Origin of the sequence: Solibacillus sp. FSL K6-1554, assembly GCF_038005185.1 — a bacterium.
In the GTDB taxonomy this organism is placed as follows: Bacteria; Bacillota; Bacilli; order Bacillales_A; family Planococcaceae; genus Solibacillus; species Solibacillus silvestris.
This window is the reverse complement of the sequence record NZ_JBBOSS010000001.1, coordinates 4,017,440-4,036,931: the sequence shown is the minus strand read 5'-3', so window position 1 is coordinate 4,036,931 and position 19,492 is coordinate 4,017,440. Positions and strand designations below refer to the sequence as shown.

Annotated in this window: 17 protein-coding genes; 11 read left to right on the top strand and 6 right to left on the bottom strand. The window is 38.5% G+C overall.

Annotated features, from left to right (window positions below):
- Nucleotides 1-22: 22 nt before the first annotated feature.
- A complete protein-coding gene (gene rpsR, locus MHB58_RS20125; RefSeq protein WP_172954456.1) occupies nt 23-262 on the top strand; it encodes a 30S ribosomal protein S18 in 240 nt (79 codons plus the stop codon).
- Nucleotides 263-418: 156 nt separating this feature from the next.
- On the opposite strand, the gene rbsB is transcribed toward rpsR, so the two are convergent.
- From rbsB to MHB58_RS20095, 6 genes are read right to left on the bottom strand one after another with little or no spacing between them, the layout of a single operon-like run.
- Nucleotides 419-1,357, bottom strand: a complete 939-nt coding sequence (gene rbsB / locus MHB58_RS20120) for a ribose ABC transporter substrate-binding protein RbsB (protein WP_340735884.1) — start codon at nt 1,355-1,357, stop codon at nt 419-421.
- A 15-nt stretch (nt 1,358-1,372) separates the two neighbouring features.
- Nucleotides 1,373-2,314, bottom strand: a complete 942-nt coding sequence (rbsC, locus tag MHB58_RS20115) for a ribose ABC transporter permease (protein ID WP_340735883.1) — start codon at nt 2,312-2,314, stop codon at nt 1,373-1,375.
- The gene (locus MHB58_RS20110; protein WP_340735882.1) at nt 2,301-3,797 is read right to left on the bottom strand and encodes a sugar ABC transporter ATP-binding protein; all 1,497 of its coding nucleotides are present in this window, start codon (nt 3,795-3,797) and stop codon (nt 2,301-2,303) included. The genes rbsC and MHB58_RS20110 overlap by 14 nt, the downstream gene beginning before the upstream one ends.
- Before the next feature lie 15 nt (nt 3,798-3,812).
- Nucleotides 3,813-4,202 (bottom strand): D-ribose pyranase, encoded by a 390-nt coding sequence (rbsD, locus tag MHB58_RS20105; RefSeq protein ID WP_340735881.1) that lies wholly within the window; start codon nt 4,200-4,202, stop codon nt 3,813-3,815.
- Nucleotides 4,199-5,077, bottom strand: a complete 879-nt coding sequence (gene rbsK / locus MHB58_RS20100) for a ribokinase (protein WP_008408346.1) — start codon at nt 5,075-5,077, stop codon at nt 4,199-4,201. The genes rbsD and rbsK overlap by 4 nt, the downstream gene beginning before the upstream one ends.
- Nucleotides 5,074-6,060 carry a LacI family DNA-binding transcriptional regulator gene (locus tag MHB58_RS20095; RefSeq protein ID WP_340735880.1) on the bottom strand — a complete coding sequence of 329 codons (987 nt, stop codon included), beginning with the start codon at nt 6,058-6,060 and terminating at the stop codon, nt 5,074-5,076. Before MHB58_RS20095 ends, rbsK begins: the two co-directional genes overlap by 4 nt.
- A gap of 501 nt (nt 6,061-6,561) precedes the next feature.
- Between MHB58_RS20095 and MHB58_RS20090 the strand changes: the two genes are divergently transcribed.
- The 10 genes from MHB58_RS20090 to MHB58_RS20045 all read left to right on the top strand — a co-directional run bounded on the left by MHB58_RS20090 (nt 6,562) and on the right by MHB58_RS20045 (nt 19,491).
- The gene (locus tag MHB58_RS20090) at nt 6,562-7,509 is read left to right on the top strand and encodes a YybS family protein (protein ID WP_340735879.1); all 948 of its coding nucleotides are present in this window, start codon (nt 6,562-6,564) and stop codon (nt 7,507-7,509) included.
- Nucleotides 7,510-7,522: 13 nt separating this feature from the next.
- A complete protein-coding gene (locus MHB58_RS20085; protein WP_008408343.1) occupies nt 7,523-9,499 on the top strand; it encodes a DHH family phosphoesterase in 1,977 nt (658 codons plus the stop codon).
- Nucleotides 9,496-9,942 (top strand): 50S ribosomal protein L9, encoded by a 447-nt coding sequence (gene rplI, locus MHB58_RS20080; protein WP_008408342.1) that lies wholly within the window; start codon nt 9,496-9,498, stop codon nt 9,940-9,942. Before MHB58_RS20085 ends, rplI begins: the two co-directional genes overlap by 4 nt.
- Before the next feature lie 12 nt (nt 9,943-9,954).
- Nucleotides 9,955-11,307, top strand: coding sequence for a replicative DNA helicase (dnaB, locus tag MHB58_RS20075; protein WP_008408341.1), 1,353 nt, complete (start codon nt 9,955-9,957; stop codon nt 11,305-11,307).
- A gap of 191 nt (nt 11,308-11,498) precedes the next feature.
- Complete coding sequence (locus MHB58_RS20070; protein WP_008408340.1) at nt 11,499-12,785, top strand: adenylosuccinate synthase; 1,287 nt, start codon at nt 11,499-11,501, stop codon at nt 12,783-12,785.
- A 294-nt stretch (nt 12,786-13,079) separates the two neighbouring features.
- Entirely contained in the window at nt 13,080-14,549 is a 1,470-nt protein-coding gene (locus MHB58_RS20065; RefSeq protein WP_340735878.1) for a peptidoglycan DD-metalloendopeptidase family protein, read from the top strand.
- 239 nt (nt 14,550-14,788) lie between these two features.
- Nucleotides 14,789-15,499 carry a response regulator YycF gene (gene yycF, locus MHB58_RS20060; protein WP_008408338.1) on the top strand — a complete coding sequence of 237 codons (711 nt, stop codon included), beginning with the start codon at nt 14,789-14,791 and terminating at the stop codon, nt 15,497-15,499.
- A gap of 5 nt (nt 15,500-15,504) precedes the next feature.
- Nucleotides 15,505-17,340, top strand: a complete 1,836-nt coding sequence (gene walK, locus MHB58_RS20055; RefSeq protein WP_014822362.1) for a cell wall metabolism sensor histidine kinase WalK — start codon at nt 15,505-15,507, stop codon at nt 17,338-17,340.
- A complete protein-coding gene (locus tag MHB58_RS20050; RefSeq protein ID WP_008408336.1) occupies nt 17,337-18,671 on the top strand; it encodes a YycH family regulatory protein in 1,335 nt (444 codons plus the stop codon). Before walK ends, MHB58_RS20050 begins: the two co-directional genes overlap by 4 nt.
- Nucleotides 18,658-19,491, top strand: coding sequence for a two-component system regulatory protein YycI (locus tag MHB58_RS20045; protein WP_008408335.1), 834 nt, complete (start codon nt 18,658-18,660; stop codon nt 19,489-19,491). Before MHB58_RS20050 ends, MHB58_RS20045 begins: the two co-directional genes overlap by 14 nt.
- Nucleotide 19,492 lies beyond the last annotated feature (1 nt).

The following is a 19,492-nucleotide window of genomic DNA, read 5'->3' as shown; positions in this document are numbered from 1 at the left end:
AAAAATTAAAAGGAGGAACACGATAATGGCACCACGTCGCGGAGGCCGCAAACGCCGTAAAGTTTGCTACTTCACTTCAAATAACATTACGCACATCGACTACAAAGATGTAGATCTTTTAAAGAAATTCATCTCTGAGCGCGGTAAAATTTTACCACGTCGCGTAACTGGTACTTCTGCTAAATACCAACGTAAACTTACATCTGCAATCAAAGTTTCACGTATTATGGCATTATTACCATTCGTAGCTGAAGAAAAATAATTTCTTAAAATGTACAGCAAAGGCTTAATTGTCTTCTGCTGTACTTTTTTTATTGTATAAAGTTTTTTTATAGATCCATAAACAAAGGCTGCCACAAAACAACTTGTGACAGCCTGAGAAGTGCAACAGCCCATTTGCAGGCTGTTGCATACATTATTATTTTGTAATTAAATCAAGATTGACTGGAATAACTTCTTCAACCGTTTCACCGTTTAAATAAGCAATCGCTGTTTCCATCGCGATCTTTCCAATCTCATCAGGTTTTTGTGCAACGGTTGCAGCTAGATTTCCTGCTTTTACAGCAGCCACCGCATCGTCTGTTGCATCAAAGCCGACTACTACAATTTTCTTACCTGAAGCTGAAATTGCTTCCTGCGCACCTAATGCCATTTCGTCATTGTGTGCAAATACTGCTGTAACATCCGGATTAGACTGCAGAATATTCTCCATGACTGTTAAGCCCTCTGAACGGTTAAAGTTCGCTGTTTGCTTTGCAACGACGTCTAAGATGCCTGTTACAGCTTCATTGAACCCCTGTCCACGATCACGTGCAGCAGATGAACCTGCGACACCTTCCAACTCGACGACTTTGGCACCTTCACCAACCAACTCTGTAATATATTCTCCTGCCAGTTTTCCGCCAGCTACGTTATCAGAGGCGATATGCGATACGACTTCTCCACCTTCAGAAGAACGGTCTACCGTAATGACGGGAATATTTAAAGCATTAGCAGATTCAACAGCAGTTGCAACAGCAACAGAATCTACAGGATTAATAATGATCAAATCAACATTTTGCTGGATTAAATCTTCAATATCGGAAGCTTGTTTAGACGCATTATCTTGGGCATCTACAATCGTTGTATTTACACCAAGTTCTCTTGCTTTTGCTTCCGCATTTTCACTTAGCGTCACGAAAAATGGATTATTTAAAGTTGAAATCGATAAACCGATTGTCAATGTATCACTACTGCCTTTTGTAGATGTGGCAGATGTTCCGAAAGAAGGTTCCAAAGAGAAGCCAGGTTTTACCGAACAAGCCGATAGCATCACAGTGGCCAAAAGTGCCATTAATAATATTAATTGTTTTTTCACGCTTATGACCTCCATCTACGCTGTTTTTTTACGGTCAATTAACACCGCGATTAAAATAACAATCCCTTTTACAACTTGCTGGAAGAATGAAGAAACGCCGATTAAGTTCAATCCGTTATTCAATACTCCGATAATTAAGGCACCTACTAATGTACCGAAAATCCAGCCTTTACCGCCTGTTAAACTTGTCCCACCTAAAACAACTGCTGCAATTGCATCCAACTCATAAGATGTACCTGCTGTTGGCTGTGCAGAGTTTAGACGAGATGTTAAAATCAGTGCGGATAAAGCTGCTAACATACCAGTTAATGAGTATACAGCAATTTTTACACGGTCCACATTGATTCCTGATAATTTAGAAGCCGCTTCATTGCCGCCTACTGCATAAACACGGCGACCGAATGTTGTTTTATGCATAATTACATATAACACAATGAAAGCTAGAATCATTGTACATACTGGAACTGGAATACCGAAGAAGTATCCTTTACCTAACATCTGGAATGTAATTTCATTTCCTAAGTCAGAAACAGGGCGACCATCCGTATACACTAACGTTAATCCACGGTAAATTGTCATGGTTGCCAATGTTGCGATGAATGGTGCTACTTTACCCTTTGCAATGATGACACCATTTACAGCACCAAGAATGGCCCCTAATAATAAGGCTGCAAGAATCGTTAACACAGGATCTATTCCTGAAGCAAGCATTGTGGCAGCAACTGCACCTGTAAGGGCTAATGTCGAGCCAACCGATAAATCGATGCCGCCGGTTAAAATAACAAAAGTCATACCGAATGCAATGAGCGCACTAATCGATACTTGACGTAAAATATTTAAAATATTATCTGTTGTCATAAAGCTTGGATTTAAAATCGTAATGACAATTACAATTAGAAATAATCCTAAGAGAGGACCTAGCTTTCCTAACATTTCTTTTGAGCTAGTTTTTAACAACTTCTTCTCCTCCTGTTGCGTAATGCATAATAGTTTCTTGTGTTAAGTCAACGTTGTCTAAAATAGCTGTTTGACGTCCTTCGTGCATGATCATTACACGGTCCGCCATACCTAACACTTCCGTTAGCTCTGAGGAAATCATTAAAATGGCTACACCTTGCTCGGCTAACTGATTCATAATCGAGTAGATTTCTTTTTTTGCACCGATATCAACACCACGAGTCGGTTCGTCCAAGATTAAAATATCCGGTTTTGTACTTAACCATTTCGCAATAACTACTTTCTGCTGATTACCGCCGCTTAGTGAGCCGACAGCCTGTGTTGCATCACTGCAGCGAATATTTAACTGCTCAATATATTTTGCAGCATGTGATTCCTCTTGTTGTGGTTGAATAAAGCCGCTTTTTGCAATTGTTTTCAAGTTTGTTAAAAACATATTTTCCTTAATTGAAAAATCTAGTACAAGACCTTCTGTTTTACGGTCTTCCGTTACAAAGCCAATTCCGTATTTCATTGCTTGAATCGGGTTTTTAATCGACACCTTTTCCCCATGGATGAAAATATCACCTTTGGACTTTTTAAGGTTACCGAAAATGGCCTGTGCCACTTCTGTACGGCCTGCGCCCATTAAACCTGCAAACGCTAAGATTTCCCCTTTACGAATCTGGAAGTTAATATCTTTGCATACCGCGGGACATGTTAGCCCTTTTACTTCTAAAGCAATGTCCCCAATTTTTGCATTACGGCTTGGATAACGTTCACCAAGTTCACGTCCGACCATCATTTTTACAATTTCATCAAAAGTTGTTTTTGGAATTTCACGAACACCAACATACTCACCATCACGTAAAATTGTAATACGATCACAAATTGCAAAAATCTCTTCCATACGATGTGAAATATAGACAAACGAAATACCTTTTGCTTTTAGTTCTCTAATCGTTTCAAAAAGTGTTTCAATTTCACGATCTGTAAGGGCAGCTGTCGGTTCATCCATTACGATATATTTTGCTTCTGAATTAATTGCTTTGGCAATTTCAATCAGCTGTTGTTTTCCGACAGATAGCGAACCGGCAGGCTGGCGAACATCAATATGCAAACCGAGTTTTGCTAATAGTGTCTGTGCTTCTTTATTCATTTCACGGGTACGCAGTAATCCTGTACGACCGACTGTTTTTTCTTTCCCTAAAAATAAGTTTTCCGCTACCGATAAATGCGGCAGAATATTTAATTCTTGGTGAATTACGTGAATGCCTAAACTTTCTGCGTCTTTTGCTGAAGTAAATGTATACGACTGACCGTCAACTAGCACTTCACCATTATCACGCGAGTAGATGCCGGCCAAAATTTTCATCATTGTTGATTTACCGGCACCATTCTCACCCATTAAGGCATGGATTTCCCCATTTAACAGGGTGAACTCAACATTGTTTAAAACGACGTTTCCATTGAATGCTTTTCTTATGCCCTTCATTTCAATCATGTTCCGTCACCTACCTTAAAAAATTACGCCGCTTTGTAGCATGATATTGGCGTATGGTGTTATTTCACCTGTACGAATAATGACCTTTGCTTCGCTCGACATCTTCTTGAATTGTTCGTGGGATATATATGTAACCGGTTCCACTTTTTGCAATATAGAAGAATGAATAGTTTCGTTAGCAGTTTTTATTTCTTCGGCTAAGTAACTATGTTCTACTTTTAAATCTTCTAGAACAACTTCTAAAATCGCGTTAAATCCTGGTTCTCCCAGTTTGTATGCTAAATCGATACATGTAACACCGTCCGGAATTGGTAAGCCGCAATCGGCAATAACAATTTTGTCAGTATGACCTAAACGTGCAAATATACCGGCTAATTCCCGGTTTAAAATGCCTTGTTTTTTCATTTTGCGCCTTCCTTTCGAACAATTACATCTTCTAATTTTGGCATCCCACCTTGGGCTCCAAATTTTTCAACGGACAATGACGCTGCTATATTCGCAAAAAATACTGCTTCTTCAATCGATTGACCGTTTGTAATAGCATGTGCAAAGGCACCGTTAAATGTATCACCGGCACCTGTCGTATCGACAGCTGTTGTGTTGAACCCTTTTACATGTACATGTTTTGTCCCATCAAAGTAGCGTGCACCATCTTCACCTAATGTCACAATTAACTGATTCGGATATTTTTCCAATGCTGCTTCAACATCATCTCCAAATAGTAGGGCACATTCAGTTTCGTTCGGTGTTAAGTACTTAATATACGGCATCCATTCAATGTCGAAGTTTGCTGCTGGAGCAGGATTAAATAGTACTGGTACTTGAAGCTCTTTACATAAATTCAGGCTATACTTTATCGTTTCTACTGGAATTTCAAGCTGCATTACAACTAACTGACTATTTTCAATAACAGTTTTTGCAGAAGCGATCACTTCTGGAGATACTTTAGAGTTGGCGCCTGGTACAACGACAATACGGTTGTCCGATTCGTGGAGTAAAATATTTGCAATGCCTGTAGCACCACTTGTATTCATAACTAAGCTCGTATCTATATTTTCTTCATTCAGGTTCGCACGGAGTTCCGTACCGAAGCTATCCGAGCCGACAGCGCCTAACATTTTTACTTGGCTGCCTAAACGTGCAGCTGCTACTGCCTGATTCGCACCTTTTCCGCCTGGAACCGTTGTAAATAAGCTCCCTAAAACGGTTTCCCCTTTTTTAGGGAATACATCCATTTGAACGACTAAGTCCATATTGATACTTCCTATTACCGTTATCATTTTGCAGCTTCCTTTCTTGTCGTCCCTCGCACAATTAATTGCGGATCTATATTTAATACCGTTTGTTTTATTTCTTTGCCTTCAATCTGTTCGATTAACATTGTTGCGGCTGCAGTACCCATCTTGTATAAATCCTGACCGACCGTTGTTAAAGGCGGTGATACCATCTCACCGAGCGCAATACCATCAAAGCCAACAATTTGCAGTTCTTCTGGTACGCGCTTGCCAAGCTTATGTGCAATGTGAAGTGCAGCAATGGCTAATGTATCGCTGCTTGCAAAAATACCATCAATCTGCGGATTTATTGCTAAACACTGTTCAATCGCTTTAGCAGCAACTTTAAAATCAAATGACGATGTTATAACTATTGGATCTAATCCATGTTTATCCGTTGCTTCTAGAAACCCTGTAAGACGGTCATCCGCCGTTTTTAAACCGTGTGGACCACCTATACATAATAAATTTCTCGCACCATTTGTGAGTAAGTACTCACCCCCAAGCCTTGCTCCTTTTTGGTTATCGGTTGCCACGGTCGGGACAGTTGCATCGATTATTCGGTCAAGGGCAACAATTGGTGTATTGATGGATAGATATACAGAGGGATCTAATAAGCTTGTTGCCACAATTAAGCCGGCAACATAAGTTTGTGATAAGCGCTCTAAATATAACAATTCCTTTTCCATTTGGTCGTCTGAATTACAAAGAACAACTGTATAGCCATAAGACCATGCCATGTCTTCCACAGCACGCGCCAATTCTGGAAAATACGGATTTTTTATATCAGGAACTATAAGGCCAATAATATTGGATTGTTTTTTACTTAATGAACGTGCAACGCTGCTTGGTTTATAATCCAGCTCACGAATCGCCTGTTCAATACGTTCTGATGAATTTTTACTGACATAACCATTTTGGTTTAAGTAGCGTGATACTGTTGCTACAGAAAGATTTGCAACCTTTGCTACATCTTTAATGTTAACCATTTATCCGCCCCCCTAAAACAAAATGTGTTACCGGTTACATAATATATGCTATACAATACAAATTGTCAACGAAATAGATGACATAAAGAACAGAAAAAATGCTTTTTATACGTAGAATCTAGTTATTCAAACGAAAATTACCCCATATTAAGTTATACTAAAAAAATTATAATGACATACTATTGGTTTCTTTTGCATTTTAGCCTATGGATTTCAATCCTATTTATTGGTGGTATTCCAGTATTTACATGCTCCCGCACAGTTTTGGATGGATACAGATTTGGTAAGTAGAGGAGAAGTCAAAGGGGATATCATCATCTATACGTTTAATCATTCTTCTTGTCATGACGGTTATTTTGTTTGGGCATGCAAAAATGGTACAATAGAAACGTGAGAAAAGTTGAAAGTAGACTGGTCAAAAAGCCGACCAAATGTAATAACTAGGTTTAAATAACCGTTGCATTATAAAGTCTTACGAACAACAGATAAGGAAGGTTCTCCATGCAAAATAATCAAACAAGAAAGCTGGCACATGGTGCGATGATGATTGCGCTGTTCACTGTGCTGATGGCAATCGTATTTTATATTCCATTGGCGAATATCATCGCGGCGATTATTGCTCCATTACCGATGATTTGGTATAGCGCAAACTATAATCGAAAGTCATCGCTTTTAGTCGCAGTGATTGCTGTATTTATTACCTTTTTTATAGGTGGACTGCTTTTACTACCCGCTTCATTAATCTTTGCAGCAGCAGGTGTAGCGATAGGGGATGCTATTTATCATAAAAAAAGTAAAGTATTTATGTTTATCTCAACGAGTATCGTCCTGCTGTTCACATTTGCAATTCAGTATTTAATTTCTTTGCGTTTGTTTGAAGTAGATTTTATTCGAGATTCTATCGCGCTCATGAAGACGAGCTATATGGAGTCGATTAAAATGACCGAAAATCTGACTGGACAACCTGTGCCCAAAGAAACAATGGATCTGGCGAATACTATGTTAGATACGTTGGAAATGACAATTCCGGCTTCCATTACATTTGCCATGTTATTTTTGGCATTTATTATTATTACCGTTAATTTACCGATTTTAAAGCGTTTAAAAGTAGACGTTCCAAAATTTGCGAAGTTTAGTGAATTACGTTTACCCCGAGCGGTATTATGGTATTATTTAATCGTTTTATCGGTGAATTTATTCATTCGTCCAGAGGCGGATTCGTCATTGGCTATTATCATCCTAAATATTTCGATGGTATTATGGGTATTATTAACAATACAAGGTATCTCATTTATTCATTTTGTCATTGATGCTTTTGGCTATCCGAAGTTTATAAAAGTTTTAAGTACAATTTTGGCAATACCTCTCTATTCGTTTGTCATTTTAGTAGGTATTGTTGATTTAGGCTTTAATGCACGTAATTACATTCAAGAAAAGAGTCAGAAATGAGGAGCTGATGGGAATGGGGATTTTTCGTAAAAGACCAATTCGATATCCACTATTAGTATTATTTTTACTTGGTGCAGTAGCAGCTATCCTTATTATGATGTGGAATGTATGGGTGGGAATAGCCTTTATAGCTATTTATGCAGTAGCAGCTTACTACACGGTAAAAGTTGAATTATTAACATATGTAGAAACTGAAAAGCATATTCAAACACTTTCTTACCGGATGGAGGATGTTGGAAAAGAGGCATTTCTGGAAATGCCATTCGGAATCCTTTTAATGAATGATGAAATGACGGTGGAATGGGCGAATCCGTTTATGCTTCGCGTCCTACAGCAAGAATCGCTAGTCGGATATGAACTGGAAATGATATCAGAAGAGCTGCCTATACTTGTTAATCAGGAACAAAAAAATGAAACGGTCATTGCTATTAATGATCGCAAATATCATATTTATTACAAAGAAGAAGAGAAACTTTTTTACTTCTTTGATATTACAAAACAAGTACAGATTGAAAAGCAATATATGGCGGACCGTACAGTACTTGCAATTTTATTTATCGATAATTATGATGAGCTTACTTCGGGCATGGATGACCAGGCACGAAGCGTCACCAACACGATGATGACCTCGATTATTAATGAATGGGCAGCACATTATGATATTTTTGTTAAAAGAATTGCATCGGACCGTTACATGGCTGTGTTAAATGAATCGATTTTATCGGAGCTTGAGCAGAAGCGATTTTCAATTTTAGACGTCATCCGGGAACGAACGTTGATGCAGAAAAATTTATCACTAACATTAAGTATCGGAATTGGAGCAGGTTCCCAATCACTTGTAGAGCTTGGGCAATTAGCACAGTCGGGACTTGATCTAGTTCTAGGTCGTGGTGGTGACCAAGTTGCCATTAAGCAGTCCAATGGTAAGATTCGCTTTTATGGGGGCAAAACAAACCCTGTTGAAAAGCGCACAAGAGTACGTGCACGTGTAATATCACATGCGCTAAGTGATTTAATACAAGATAGTGACCGTGTTTTCGTGATGGGTCATAAAAGCCCGGATATGGACTCGATAGGAGCCTCTGTCGGTGTACGCAAAATGGTTGCGATGAACGGGATTGAAGGCTTTGTCGTAGTCAATTTTGATGAAGTTCGAGGAAGTGTAGACCGCTTAATGACCGAGTTGGAGCAAAAAACCGATTTTTACGATCGCTTTATTACACCGGACGAAGCTTTATCTAAAATAACTCCAAAATCACTTGTAGTCATTGTCGATACACATAAGCCGAGCATGGTAATTGATAGCCGAATATTAAGCAGAACAGATAAGGTTGTTGTCATCGATCATCACCGTCGCGGAGAAGAATTCATCAATAATCCGACGTTAGTATATATGGAGCCATATGCATCATCTACAGCAGAACTCGTTACGGAGCTGCTAGAATACCAGCCTCAAAATGAAAAGTTATTGCCGCTTGAAGCAACAGCATTATTGTCTGGTATTATAGTCGATACAAAAAGCTTTACATTAAGAACAGGGGCGCGTACATTTGAAGCCGCTTCGTATTTACGAACATTTGGTGCTGATACCGTGCTGATTCAACGTCTGTTAAAAGAAGATGTAGAAACATATGTCGCCCGTTCAAAAATTATTCAAACTGTTGAATTTCCGTTTGCAGGAATTGCGATTGCAAATGGTGAAGATTCAAAAATATACGATTCCGTACTAATCGCACAAACGGCAGATATTTTACTTACAATGAAGGATGTCGGTGCCTCGTTTGTCATTGCTCATCGCAATGATGGATTAATTGGTATTAGTGCACGTTCATTAGGAGAAGTAAATGTCCAGCTTGTCATGGAAAGGCTTGGCGGTGGAGGTCATTTAACAAATGCCGCTACCCAAATGGAAGCACAATCCATTGACGAAGTGAAAAAGTATTTATATGAAGCAATTAATGAAGTAATTGAAGGGAGTAAAGAATCATGAAAGTAGTATTTTTAAAAGACGTAAAAGGTAAAGGCAAAAAAGGTGAAATTAAAGAAGTAGCAGAAGGTTATGCACGCAACTTTTTAATTAAAAACGGTTATGCAAAAGAAGCTAATAACCAAGCAATTAGCGAACTGCAAGGTCAAAAGCGATTAGAAGAAAAAAATGCGGCAGCAGAGTTGCAGGCAGCAAAAGATTTAAAAGAGCAATTAGAAGCAATTACAGTAGAAGTAAAAGCGAAATCAGGTGAAGGTGGTCGCCTATTCGGTTCGGTATCTACAAAGCAAATTGCAGATGCACTACAAAAGAAACATGGTTTTAAAGTAGACAAACGTAAAATGGATTGTAATGAAGGACTTCGTTCATTAGGTTTTGCCAATGTACCAGTGAAGTTACATCAAGATGTAAAGGCTACTTTAAAGGTACATGTAATTGAAGAGTAAGGAGCGACAACAATGAACGAATCCATGATGGACCGTGTTCCTCCACATAATAGTGAAGCGGAACAATCGGTCATTGGAGCCGTTTTCCTTGAACCACAAGCTCTAATAACAGCATCCGAAATTGTTATAGCAGATGATTTTTATCATATTGCCCATCAAAAGATTTTCCAAACGATGCTGAACTTGAGCGATCAGGGAAAAGCAATTGATCTTGTCACTGTAACGGAAGAATTATCAGCAAAAAAAGAGCTCGAGGATATCGGCGGATTAAGCTATATTACGGAATTGGCGAGTGCTGTTCCGACGGCTGCCAATATTGCACATTACGCTAAGATAGTAGAGGAAAAGGCGATTTTACGTCGCCTTATTCGCGTTGCATCTAAAATTGCAGATGATGGATATACGCGCGAAGATGAGGTAGAAATTCTTTTAGCAGAAGCTGAAAAGAAAATGCTTGAAGTTTCGAACCGTAAAAATGCGGGCGATTTTAAGCACGTAAAAGATGTACTCGTTCAAACATTTGATAATATTGAACAGCTCCAGTCACGTGAGGGGGATGTGACAGGTATTCCTACCGGTTTCCGTGATTTGGACAAGATGACGGCCGGTTTCCAACGCAACGATTTAATTATTGTGGCAGCCCGTCCATCGGTTGGTAAAACAGCCTTTGCCTTAAACGTAGCCCAAAGTGTTGCTGTAAAGGCCCGTGAAAATGTAGCGATTTTCTCTCTTGAAATGGGAGCAGACCAGCTTGTCATGCGTATGTTATGTGCAGAAGGTAATATCGATGCACAACGCTTGCGTACAGGCGCTTTAGAAACAGAGGACTGGAGCAAGCTGACAATGGCTATGGGAAGTTTATCAAATTCCGGTATTTACATCGATGACTCTCCGGGTGTGCGCATGACAGATATACGTGCCAAATGCCGAAGATTAGCTAAGGAAAACGGTTTAGGAATGATTATGATCGATTACTTGCAGCTTATTTTAGGTAGCGGTAAACCAGGAGAGAACCGTCAGCAGGAAGTATCGGAAATTTCCCGTTCATTAAAAGGTTTAGCGCGTGAACTAAAGGTACCTATAATTGCCCTATCACAGCTGTCGCGTGGTGTAGAGCAACGTCAAGATAAACGACCGATGATGAGTGACTTGCGTGAATCTGGTTCGATTGAGCAAGATGCCGATATCGTAGCCTTCTTATACCGTGATGATTACTACGATAAAGAATCGGAAAGTAAGGATATTATCGAAATCATTATTGCAAAACAACGTAACGGTCCAACAGGCACGGTAAGCTTGGCATTCCGTAAAGAGTACAATAAGTTCTTAAATCTAGAATTTACCCCACCTCCACGAGAGGAATAACCCTTAAACACGAACGTTTCACATTAGTTGAATGTGTACGTTCGTGTTTTTTGTTGACATTTAGGATTTGGAATTGTTAAAATGTTCATGTTTCATCATTAAGGAATTAAAAGGTAAATTCTTATGAAAAAGAATGAAATACTTAATATATAATTTTCATTAGGTGAATCATTCGTCGGAGGTGCACATAGATGACAGCTGTAGTTGTAGTAGGTACGCAATGGGGAGACGAAGGAAAAGGTAAAATTACAGATTTCCTTTCAAAAAGAGCAGATGCAATCGCACGTTATGCTGGTGGGGATAACGCGGGTCACACAATAAAGATTGGTGAAGAAACATATAAATTGCATTTAATCCCTTCAGGAATTTTTTATCCGGAGAAGCTTTCGGTTATAGGAAATGGTGTTGTTCTTAATCCGAAATCAATAGTAACGGAATTAAAAGGACTGCAAGCTAGAGGAATTGATACATCGAATTTAAGAATTTCCAATCGTGCACATGTAATTTTGCCGTATCACATTTATCAGGATATTGCAGAGGAACAGGCACGTGGTGATGAAAAAATAGGCACAACAGCAAAAGGAATTGGCCCATGCTACCAAGATAAAGTTGCCCGGATCGGGATTCGTGTAGCAGACCTATTAGATAAAGAAACATTTGAAAAGAAATTACGCGCAAATTTAACATTAAAAAATCGCTTATTTACAAAGTTCTATGAAGTAGAAGGATTACAATTTGATGATATCTTCGAGGAATACTTTGCTTATGGGCAGGAAATTGCCCAATATGTAACGGATACATCGAAAGTGCTGAATGATGTTATTGAAGAAGGCGGTAAAGTGCTGTTTGAAGGGGCCCAAGGGATTATGCTTGATGTCGATCAAGGTACTTATCCATATGTAACTTCTTCAAATCCAGTGGCAGGCGGGATAGCAATTGGATCAGGAGTTGGTCCAACAGCAGTAGAACGCGTCGTTGGCGTTTGTAAGGCATATACATCTCGTGTTGGAGATGGTCCATTTCCTTCTGAACTTCATGATGAAATTGGTCAGCAAATTCGGGAAGTAGGCCGTGAATATGGTACAACAACGGGCCGCCCACGTCGTGTTGGTTGGTTTGACTCGGTCGTTGTTCGCCATTCACGCCGAGTTTCGGGAATTACGGATTTAGCATTAAATTCTATTGATGTATTATCAGGTCTTGAAACGGTCAAAATTTGTACAGCGTATGAATATAACGGAGAACAAATTACAGAATACCCGGCGAACCTGGAAATCATTAAACAGTGCAAACCTGTTTATGAAGAACTGCCAGGTTGGTCAGAAGATGTGACGAACGTTCGGACATTTGACGAGCTGCCTGATAATGCGAAAAATTATATACACCGCATTGTTGAGCTTACAGGTATTTCATTAATGACATTCTCAGTTGGCCCTTCACGTGAGCAAACGAATATCGTAAGTGAAATCTGGAAATAACCGGTTTGAATAAAAAAGTGTATTAAAAGTCTAACAGGCTTTTAATACACTTTTTTATTATTTCTAATAAAATGAAAAAGAGGATACTAAGAGGGTGAATATACTATTTTAACTAATAAAAATGTAACAAATTTTTAGATAATAATACATTTACATTACAAAAAGACTGGAGCGGTTCATTTGAAATGTGAAATATGATACATTAGCGAAGTGTGTTTTTTGACCATTGCGAGTTATTAAAAGAATATACAAACATTTTTTTATAGAACAGATCTAGTCGAAAGGAGCTTTATCATGAGTTCAAAAGGAAACAAGTTAGACTTAAAAAAACGTAATCTAAGTCTAATGAATCGTCATAATAGAAAACTTAAAATGGCAACATTATTTGCATTACTTGTTTCTACAGTGACATTCAATATAGGTTTCGCGAATGAAACAGATAAAGAAAAATTCGCTAAAGTTTTCCACGTTTATGTAGCTGATACATACGTAGGTTCTGTTGCAGATGAAGCAACAGTAAATGAGATTGTCGAGCAAAAAGAGCAAGAGGCAAGCGAACAATATGAAGATTTAACAATTGACGCTGGCGCCGATATCTCAATCATCCCAGAGCAAGTATTTACAGTCGAAGCTAATGAAGAGCAGACATTAAAAAACCTTCAGGAAGCAATAACTGTTCAGGCAAAAGCCCATTCCCTAAAAGTAGGGGAAACAGTCGTTGCATCAGTGAAGGATAGAGAAGAGTTCGAAGCTGTAATTGACGGATTAAAGCTTCAGTTTGTGTCACAAAACGATTTAAAAGAATTACAAAACAATGCTACTAAAGATTCTATACCCGAATTGAAGGATGATGAAACACGCCTGGTTGATCTTACATTATCAGCTCCGGTTACAGGAGATGAAGTGTTAGCCGAGCCGGCGGAGATTGTCTCAGCCAAACAAGCGGTACAGCTTTTACAAACAGGTGCATTAGAGCAAAAAGTATATACGGTAAAAGCAGGAGATGTGTTAGGTTCGATTGCAAAAGCTCACAATTTAACAACTGCTGACTTATTAAAAATCAATCCCACACTTAAAGCAGACACTGTCCTGCGTATAGGCGAACAAGTTAACGTAACAGTACAAAAACCGTTTGTTACGGTAAAGGCAGTTTATGAAAAGAAAAAAGTAGAGGGAATCGACTTTGCGAAAATCGTTAAAGAAGATGAAACAATGCTTAAAGGCAAAAAAGTAGTTAAGCAGGAAGGCGAAAAGGGCAAAAAGGAAGTTTCCTACTTAATTACTGAAGAGAATGGTGTCCGAACGGAAAGAATACAATCAGAGGCAAATGTAGTAGCCGAGCCTGAAGATCGTGTTGTTGTTGTCGGAACTAAAGTAATCCCTTCTGTTGGTACAGGTACCTTTGCTTGGCCTGCAGTTGGTGGCTATATATCAAGTAATATGGGAGAGCGTTGGGGACGTTACCACTACGGAATCGATATTGCCCGACCATCAAACTATACGATAAAAGCATCGGATAACGGTGTTGTTAAAACTGCAGGTAAGCATTCAACATACGGAAATTATGTTGTGGTTAACCATAAAAACGGTTTTGAATCGTTATATGCTCATTTATCTCGTATTGACGTAGAAGTTGGACAAGTAGTTGAACAAGGTTCCGCTTTAGGGCAAATGGGTTCAACAGGACGTTCAACAGGTACACATTTACATTTCGAAATTCATAAGAACGGTACAGAAGTAAACCCGTTATCATATTTAAATTAATTTTTAGCAGTCCAAGCGGAGTTTTGGGCTGCTTTTTCTATAATAAGGTCATTAATTAATTTAATGGGTAAAATTCAAAGAAAATTCTTATATGGGTGGAATATTTCCCGGAAAATAATCATAGCAATATAGCTGTATAATGCACCAAATTGCAAAGCATGATAGAGTAGTTATAGTAAAAATAAAAGATAACCTTTCATAATTATATAGAGAATTTATGAGAAAAGAGGAATTAGATGATGGATAAAACGATATTAGTTGTAGACGATGAAAAACCGATTGCAGATATTTTGCAGTTTAATTTAATAAAAGAAGGTTATCGCGTCATTTGTGCATACGATGGGGACGAAGCGCTTCAAAGAGTAGAAGAGGAACAGCCGGATTTAATGTTGCTGGATATTATGTTACCTAAACGTGACGGCATGGAAGTATGTCGTGAAGTGCGCAAAAAATATGATTTCCCAATTATTATGCTAACGGCAAAAGGGTCGGAAATCGATAAAGTGCTAGGACTGGAAATGGGTGCTGACGATTATGTAACAAAGCCGTTCAGTACACGTGAACTAATCGCCCGTGTAAAAGCGAATATGCGCAGATTAAATGTGCCTGCTCAAATAGAAGAAGCACAGGCGGAAACGAATGATATTGTAGTAGGCTCTTTAACAATTCAGCCAGATGCCTATTTAGTATTAAAGCGTGACGAGTCAATTGAATTAACACACCGCGAATTTGAATTACTGCATTATTTAGCAAAACATATTGGTCAAGTAATGACGCGTGAGCATTTGCTGCAAACAGTATGGGGTTATGATTATTTCGGTGATGTACGAACAGTGGATGTAACAATCCGCCGTTTACGTGAAAAAATTGAAGATAATCCAAGTCACCCTTTATGGATTGTTACGAGACGAGGAGTAGGCTATTACTTACGAAACCCTGAACAGGAGTAAAATACATGCAAAAAGTGAGCTTTTTTAAGTCCATCCATGTAAAGCTTGTATTGATTTATGTCCTATTAATTATTATTGCTCTTCAAATTATAGGTATTTATTTCTCAAAGCAGCTGGAGACGAATTTAAAAACGAATTTCCAAGATTCGATTCGCCAAAGAATAGAGCTTGTGCATTATAGTGTACGTGAAGAAATGTTAAAGATACGCGATGAAAATACCCCGCCTTCATTAGAGGATAGTTTAAAACCGATTTTGCAGGGGTTTTCTACAGAAGATATTAACAAAATCAATGTAGTGGACCGTCACGACCGTATATTGGCTACTTCCGAAGATGACCAGGCAATTGTTGGTCAGCGTATAAATGAGGAAATTATACAACAGGCCGCGTCTTCCGAAACACTGTTGGATAAGATTTCATTGGATCGGGATACAGGACAGCGCATATGGATATTAGCTGTTCCTATTATGGATAATGTGGGATCTAAAGAGGATTTGAAAGGCGTCATTTACGTTCAATCGAATATTGAAAAGGTATACGAGCAACTAAATGAAATTAACCGGATTTTTGCGGCAGGTATTGCAGTATCGCTTGCTATAACCATTATATTAGGAATTTTAGTTGCGCGAACTATTACTCGCCCTATTTCCGATATGCGAAAACAGGCGCAGGCAATGTCAAAAGGAAATTATGCAAGGAAAGTGCGTGTATACGGAACAGATGAAATAGGTCAGTTAGCCATTGCCTTCAATCATTTAACCAATCGTCTGCAGGAAGCACAATCCACGACAGAGGCTGAACGCCGAAAACTGGCAAGTGTACTTAGTAACATGACAGATGGTGTAATAGCCACAGACCGCAAAGGGAAAATTATATTGATTAATGATCCGGCATTGGAATTGCTTCATGATTCACGTGAAACAACGTTAAACCGCCCGATTGCTTCGGTATTACGCTTAGACCAGGAGTATAGTTTTGAGGACTTGATTCATATGAAAGATCCTGTGAATCTTGATTTTAGTATGAATGATGCACCGTATGTGTTACGTGCAAACTTTTCTGTAATTCAAAAGGAAACAGGTTTTGTAAATGGTCTGATTACGGTATTGCATGATATTACCGAACAGGAAAAAATTGATATGGAGCGTCGTGAATTTGTTGCGAATGTTTCCCATGAATTGCGTACGCCGTTAACGACGATGCGGAGTTATTTAGAAGCACTTGCAGAAGGTGCATGGAAAGATGAAAATATAGCGCCGACATTTTTAAACGTCACGCAAACTGAAACAGAGCGTATGATACGCCTTGTAAATGATTTGCTACAATTATCAAAAATGGACAGCCAGGAATATGAACTGAATCTGGAGTTTGTTGAATTTAATAAGTTTTTCACGCAAATTATTGACCGTTTTGAAATGTCGAAGTCACAGAATGTAGAATTTATCCGATTGCTTCCAGAAAAGAGCTATTTTGTTGATATTGATACCGATAAGCTTACACAGGTGATCGATAATATTATTTCAAATGCATTGAAATATTCTCCGGATGGCGGCAATATTCGTTTTGGTTTTACCGTTCATGATAATATGATTCGCGTTATGATTTCAGATGATGGTATGGGAATTCCGAAAGAAAATGTGACGCGAATTTTCGATCGCTTCTATCGTGTAGACCGAGCAAGAGCAAGGTCGATGGGTGGAACAGGTTTAGGTCTTGCAATTGCTCGTGAAATGATTGAAGCACACGGCGGGAAAATTTGGGCAGAAAGTGAGGAAGGCCAGGGCACTACGATATTCTTCACATTGCCATATGAATTGGATGAAGCGGGGGATTGGGAATGAAATATGTTGAACAGATAAAATCTCTTTTATTAGCATTCCTCGTTTTACTCAGCATTGTGTTCACACTTCTTATTTGGAATTATAAACCGGAATATGAAACGATAAAGGAGACCCAGATTGAGGAAGTACTTGTCGGCAAACCAAAGGACTTACAGGAAGTAATAAAACCATACAGATTGTTGTATCGCCAAAATGAGCAATTTTACGGGACTGTTTCTTCAACACCTTTGAAAGAATTATACAGCCACTTACGTTCATGGCAAGTTTACGAGATGGATGTAATTAACAGTGACCTTTCAGACAGTAAAATGAACGAAATGCTGCGGAAGAATAATCGTATAACCATGTTTTTTAAAGAAGAAATTCCTTTGCGCGTTTTTTCAAATATCTTGTCATTTAATGATAATGAAATACCAGATGTAAGCTTTACACGTCTTATTGTAGACTGGTCAAATGTAGAGAATAGCGATCAGCTACAGTTGCTTTTCCTAAACACAGAAAAGCGATTATTATATAGAGCGTATGCGAGCGTGCCGGATAAAGATTATTTCATGGAGAAAGTAATTGAACCAGCAAATGATTATAGCCAATATGTTGAAGTTGAACGGGATGCTCTAAGCTCTTTATATGTGGCCAAAGATCCTATACAATCAGCAAGGTACAGATATTTAACTGAAGAGATTAAACCTGATTTATTTAAAAAGATTCTGTTCACCGATTTAAAAATTGTACAACGGAATATTGAAAGTTCCCAATCTGAAAGGTTTACTGATGGGACATCGTTAATGACAGTTGATAGCCAAAATCGGATTATAAATTATGTATACCCGACTGCAGAAAGTATTGCACCGATTCCTTCCACAAGATTATTTATAGACAGTTATAATTTTATAAATGACCATGGTGGATTTACAATGGATTACCGCCTGTCTTCTATGGACATTGATAGGCATATTACAGAATATCAGCTATTTGTACAGGGTCTTCCTGTATACAGTAATGTTACGGCAACGCGTCTCGTAACTACTTGGGGTGAAAACCGTATTTTCCGTTACCGCCGCCCTTATTATTCAATGGGTACTAATATTGAAAAGGTACAGAGAGATCTGGAATCAGGGGAACAAATAGTTGAGTTGCTTCGTACCAATGATAATAAATTATTTAATGAAACAGAGGAAATCGTTGTTGGGTACGAATTAACGCTTGAAGAATCAGAGCAGGATACGGATTTAGTCCTCGTATTGGAGCCAAAATGGTTTGCCGTAACAAACAATGTATGGACACGCCTTTCACCCGAGGAAATAGGGGGTGATGAAGTTGGATTGGAGTAGAACGAAAACTATTTTTATATGGGTTTTTCTAGTATTGAATATCTTTTTATATACGCAGTATTTAGAGAGCTATAACGAAGGCCAGGAAATAGATGTTTTAGGGGAAACGATGGAAATTGAAGCACGTTTGAAGGGAGATAATATAACGTATATTGCCCTTCCGAACAATAAGGAAAGTGCAGCATATTATTCCGGACAAATTAAAAATTTCTCTCCATCTGAAGTGCCATACTTTAAGAATCAAAGCGCAAAGATAGAAAATAACAATAAGCTGATTGTGACGATGGACAAGCCTGTAAAGCTTCAGAAAAGCGATACCCGAGATTCCTATACTGACTTTGTCCACAACAATGTATATGAAGGTGATTCCTATGTGCTTTGGGATATCGATAAAGAGAAAAAAGAAGCGACATTTTTCCAGAAGGTGAATGACGTAACACTGTATTATAATGTGCGTGGTTATGTAAAACTTTATTGGGATGATGAAAACCGCATTGTTTCCTATGAGCAAACAATGCTGGAAAAGCATGAAAAGTTAGATAAACAGCAAAATCTATTAACTGCAAGACAAGTATTGCAGATTCTATATGGAAAGAATTTATTAAAACCGGATTCTCAGATTACGGAAATGAATCTAGGCTACTCTACAATTGTTCAATTAACGCAAACACAAGTATTTGCACCGACATGGGAAGTACGGGTAAAGCTGACTGATGACACAGAAGAAATACATTTTGTGAATGCGGTACAAGGACGAATTGTGGAGATCCAAAATGACTTATCCGAAATTGTTGAGCAGACAGAGGATTTGGAAGAGTAGG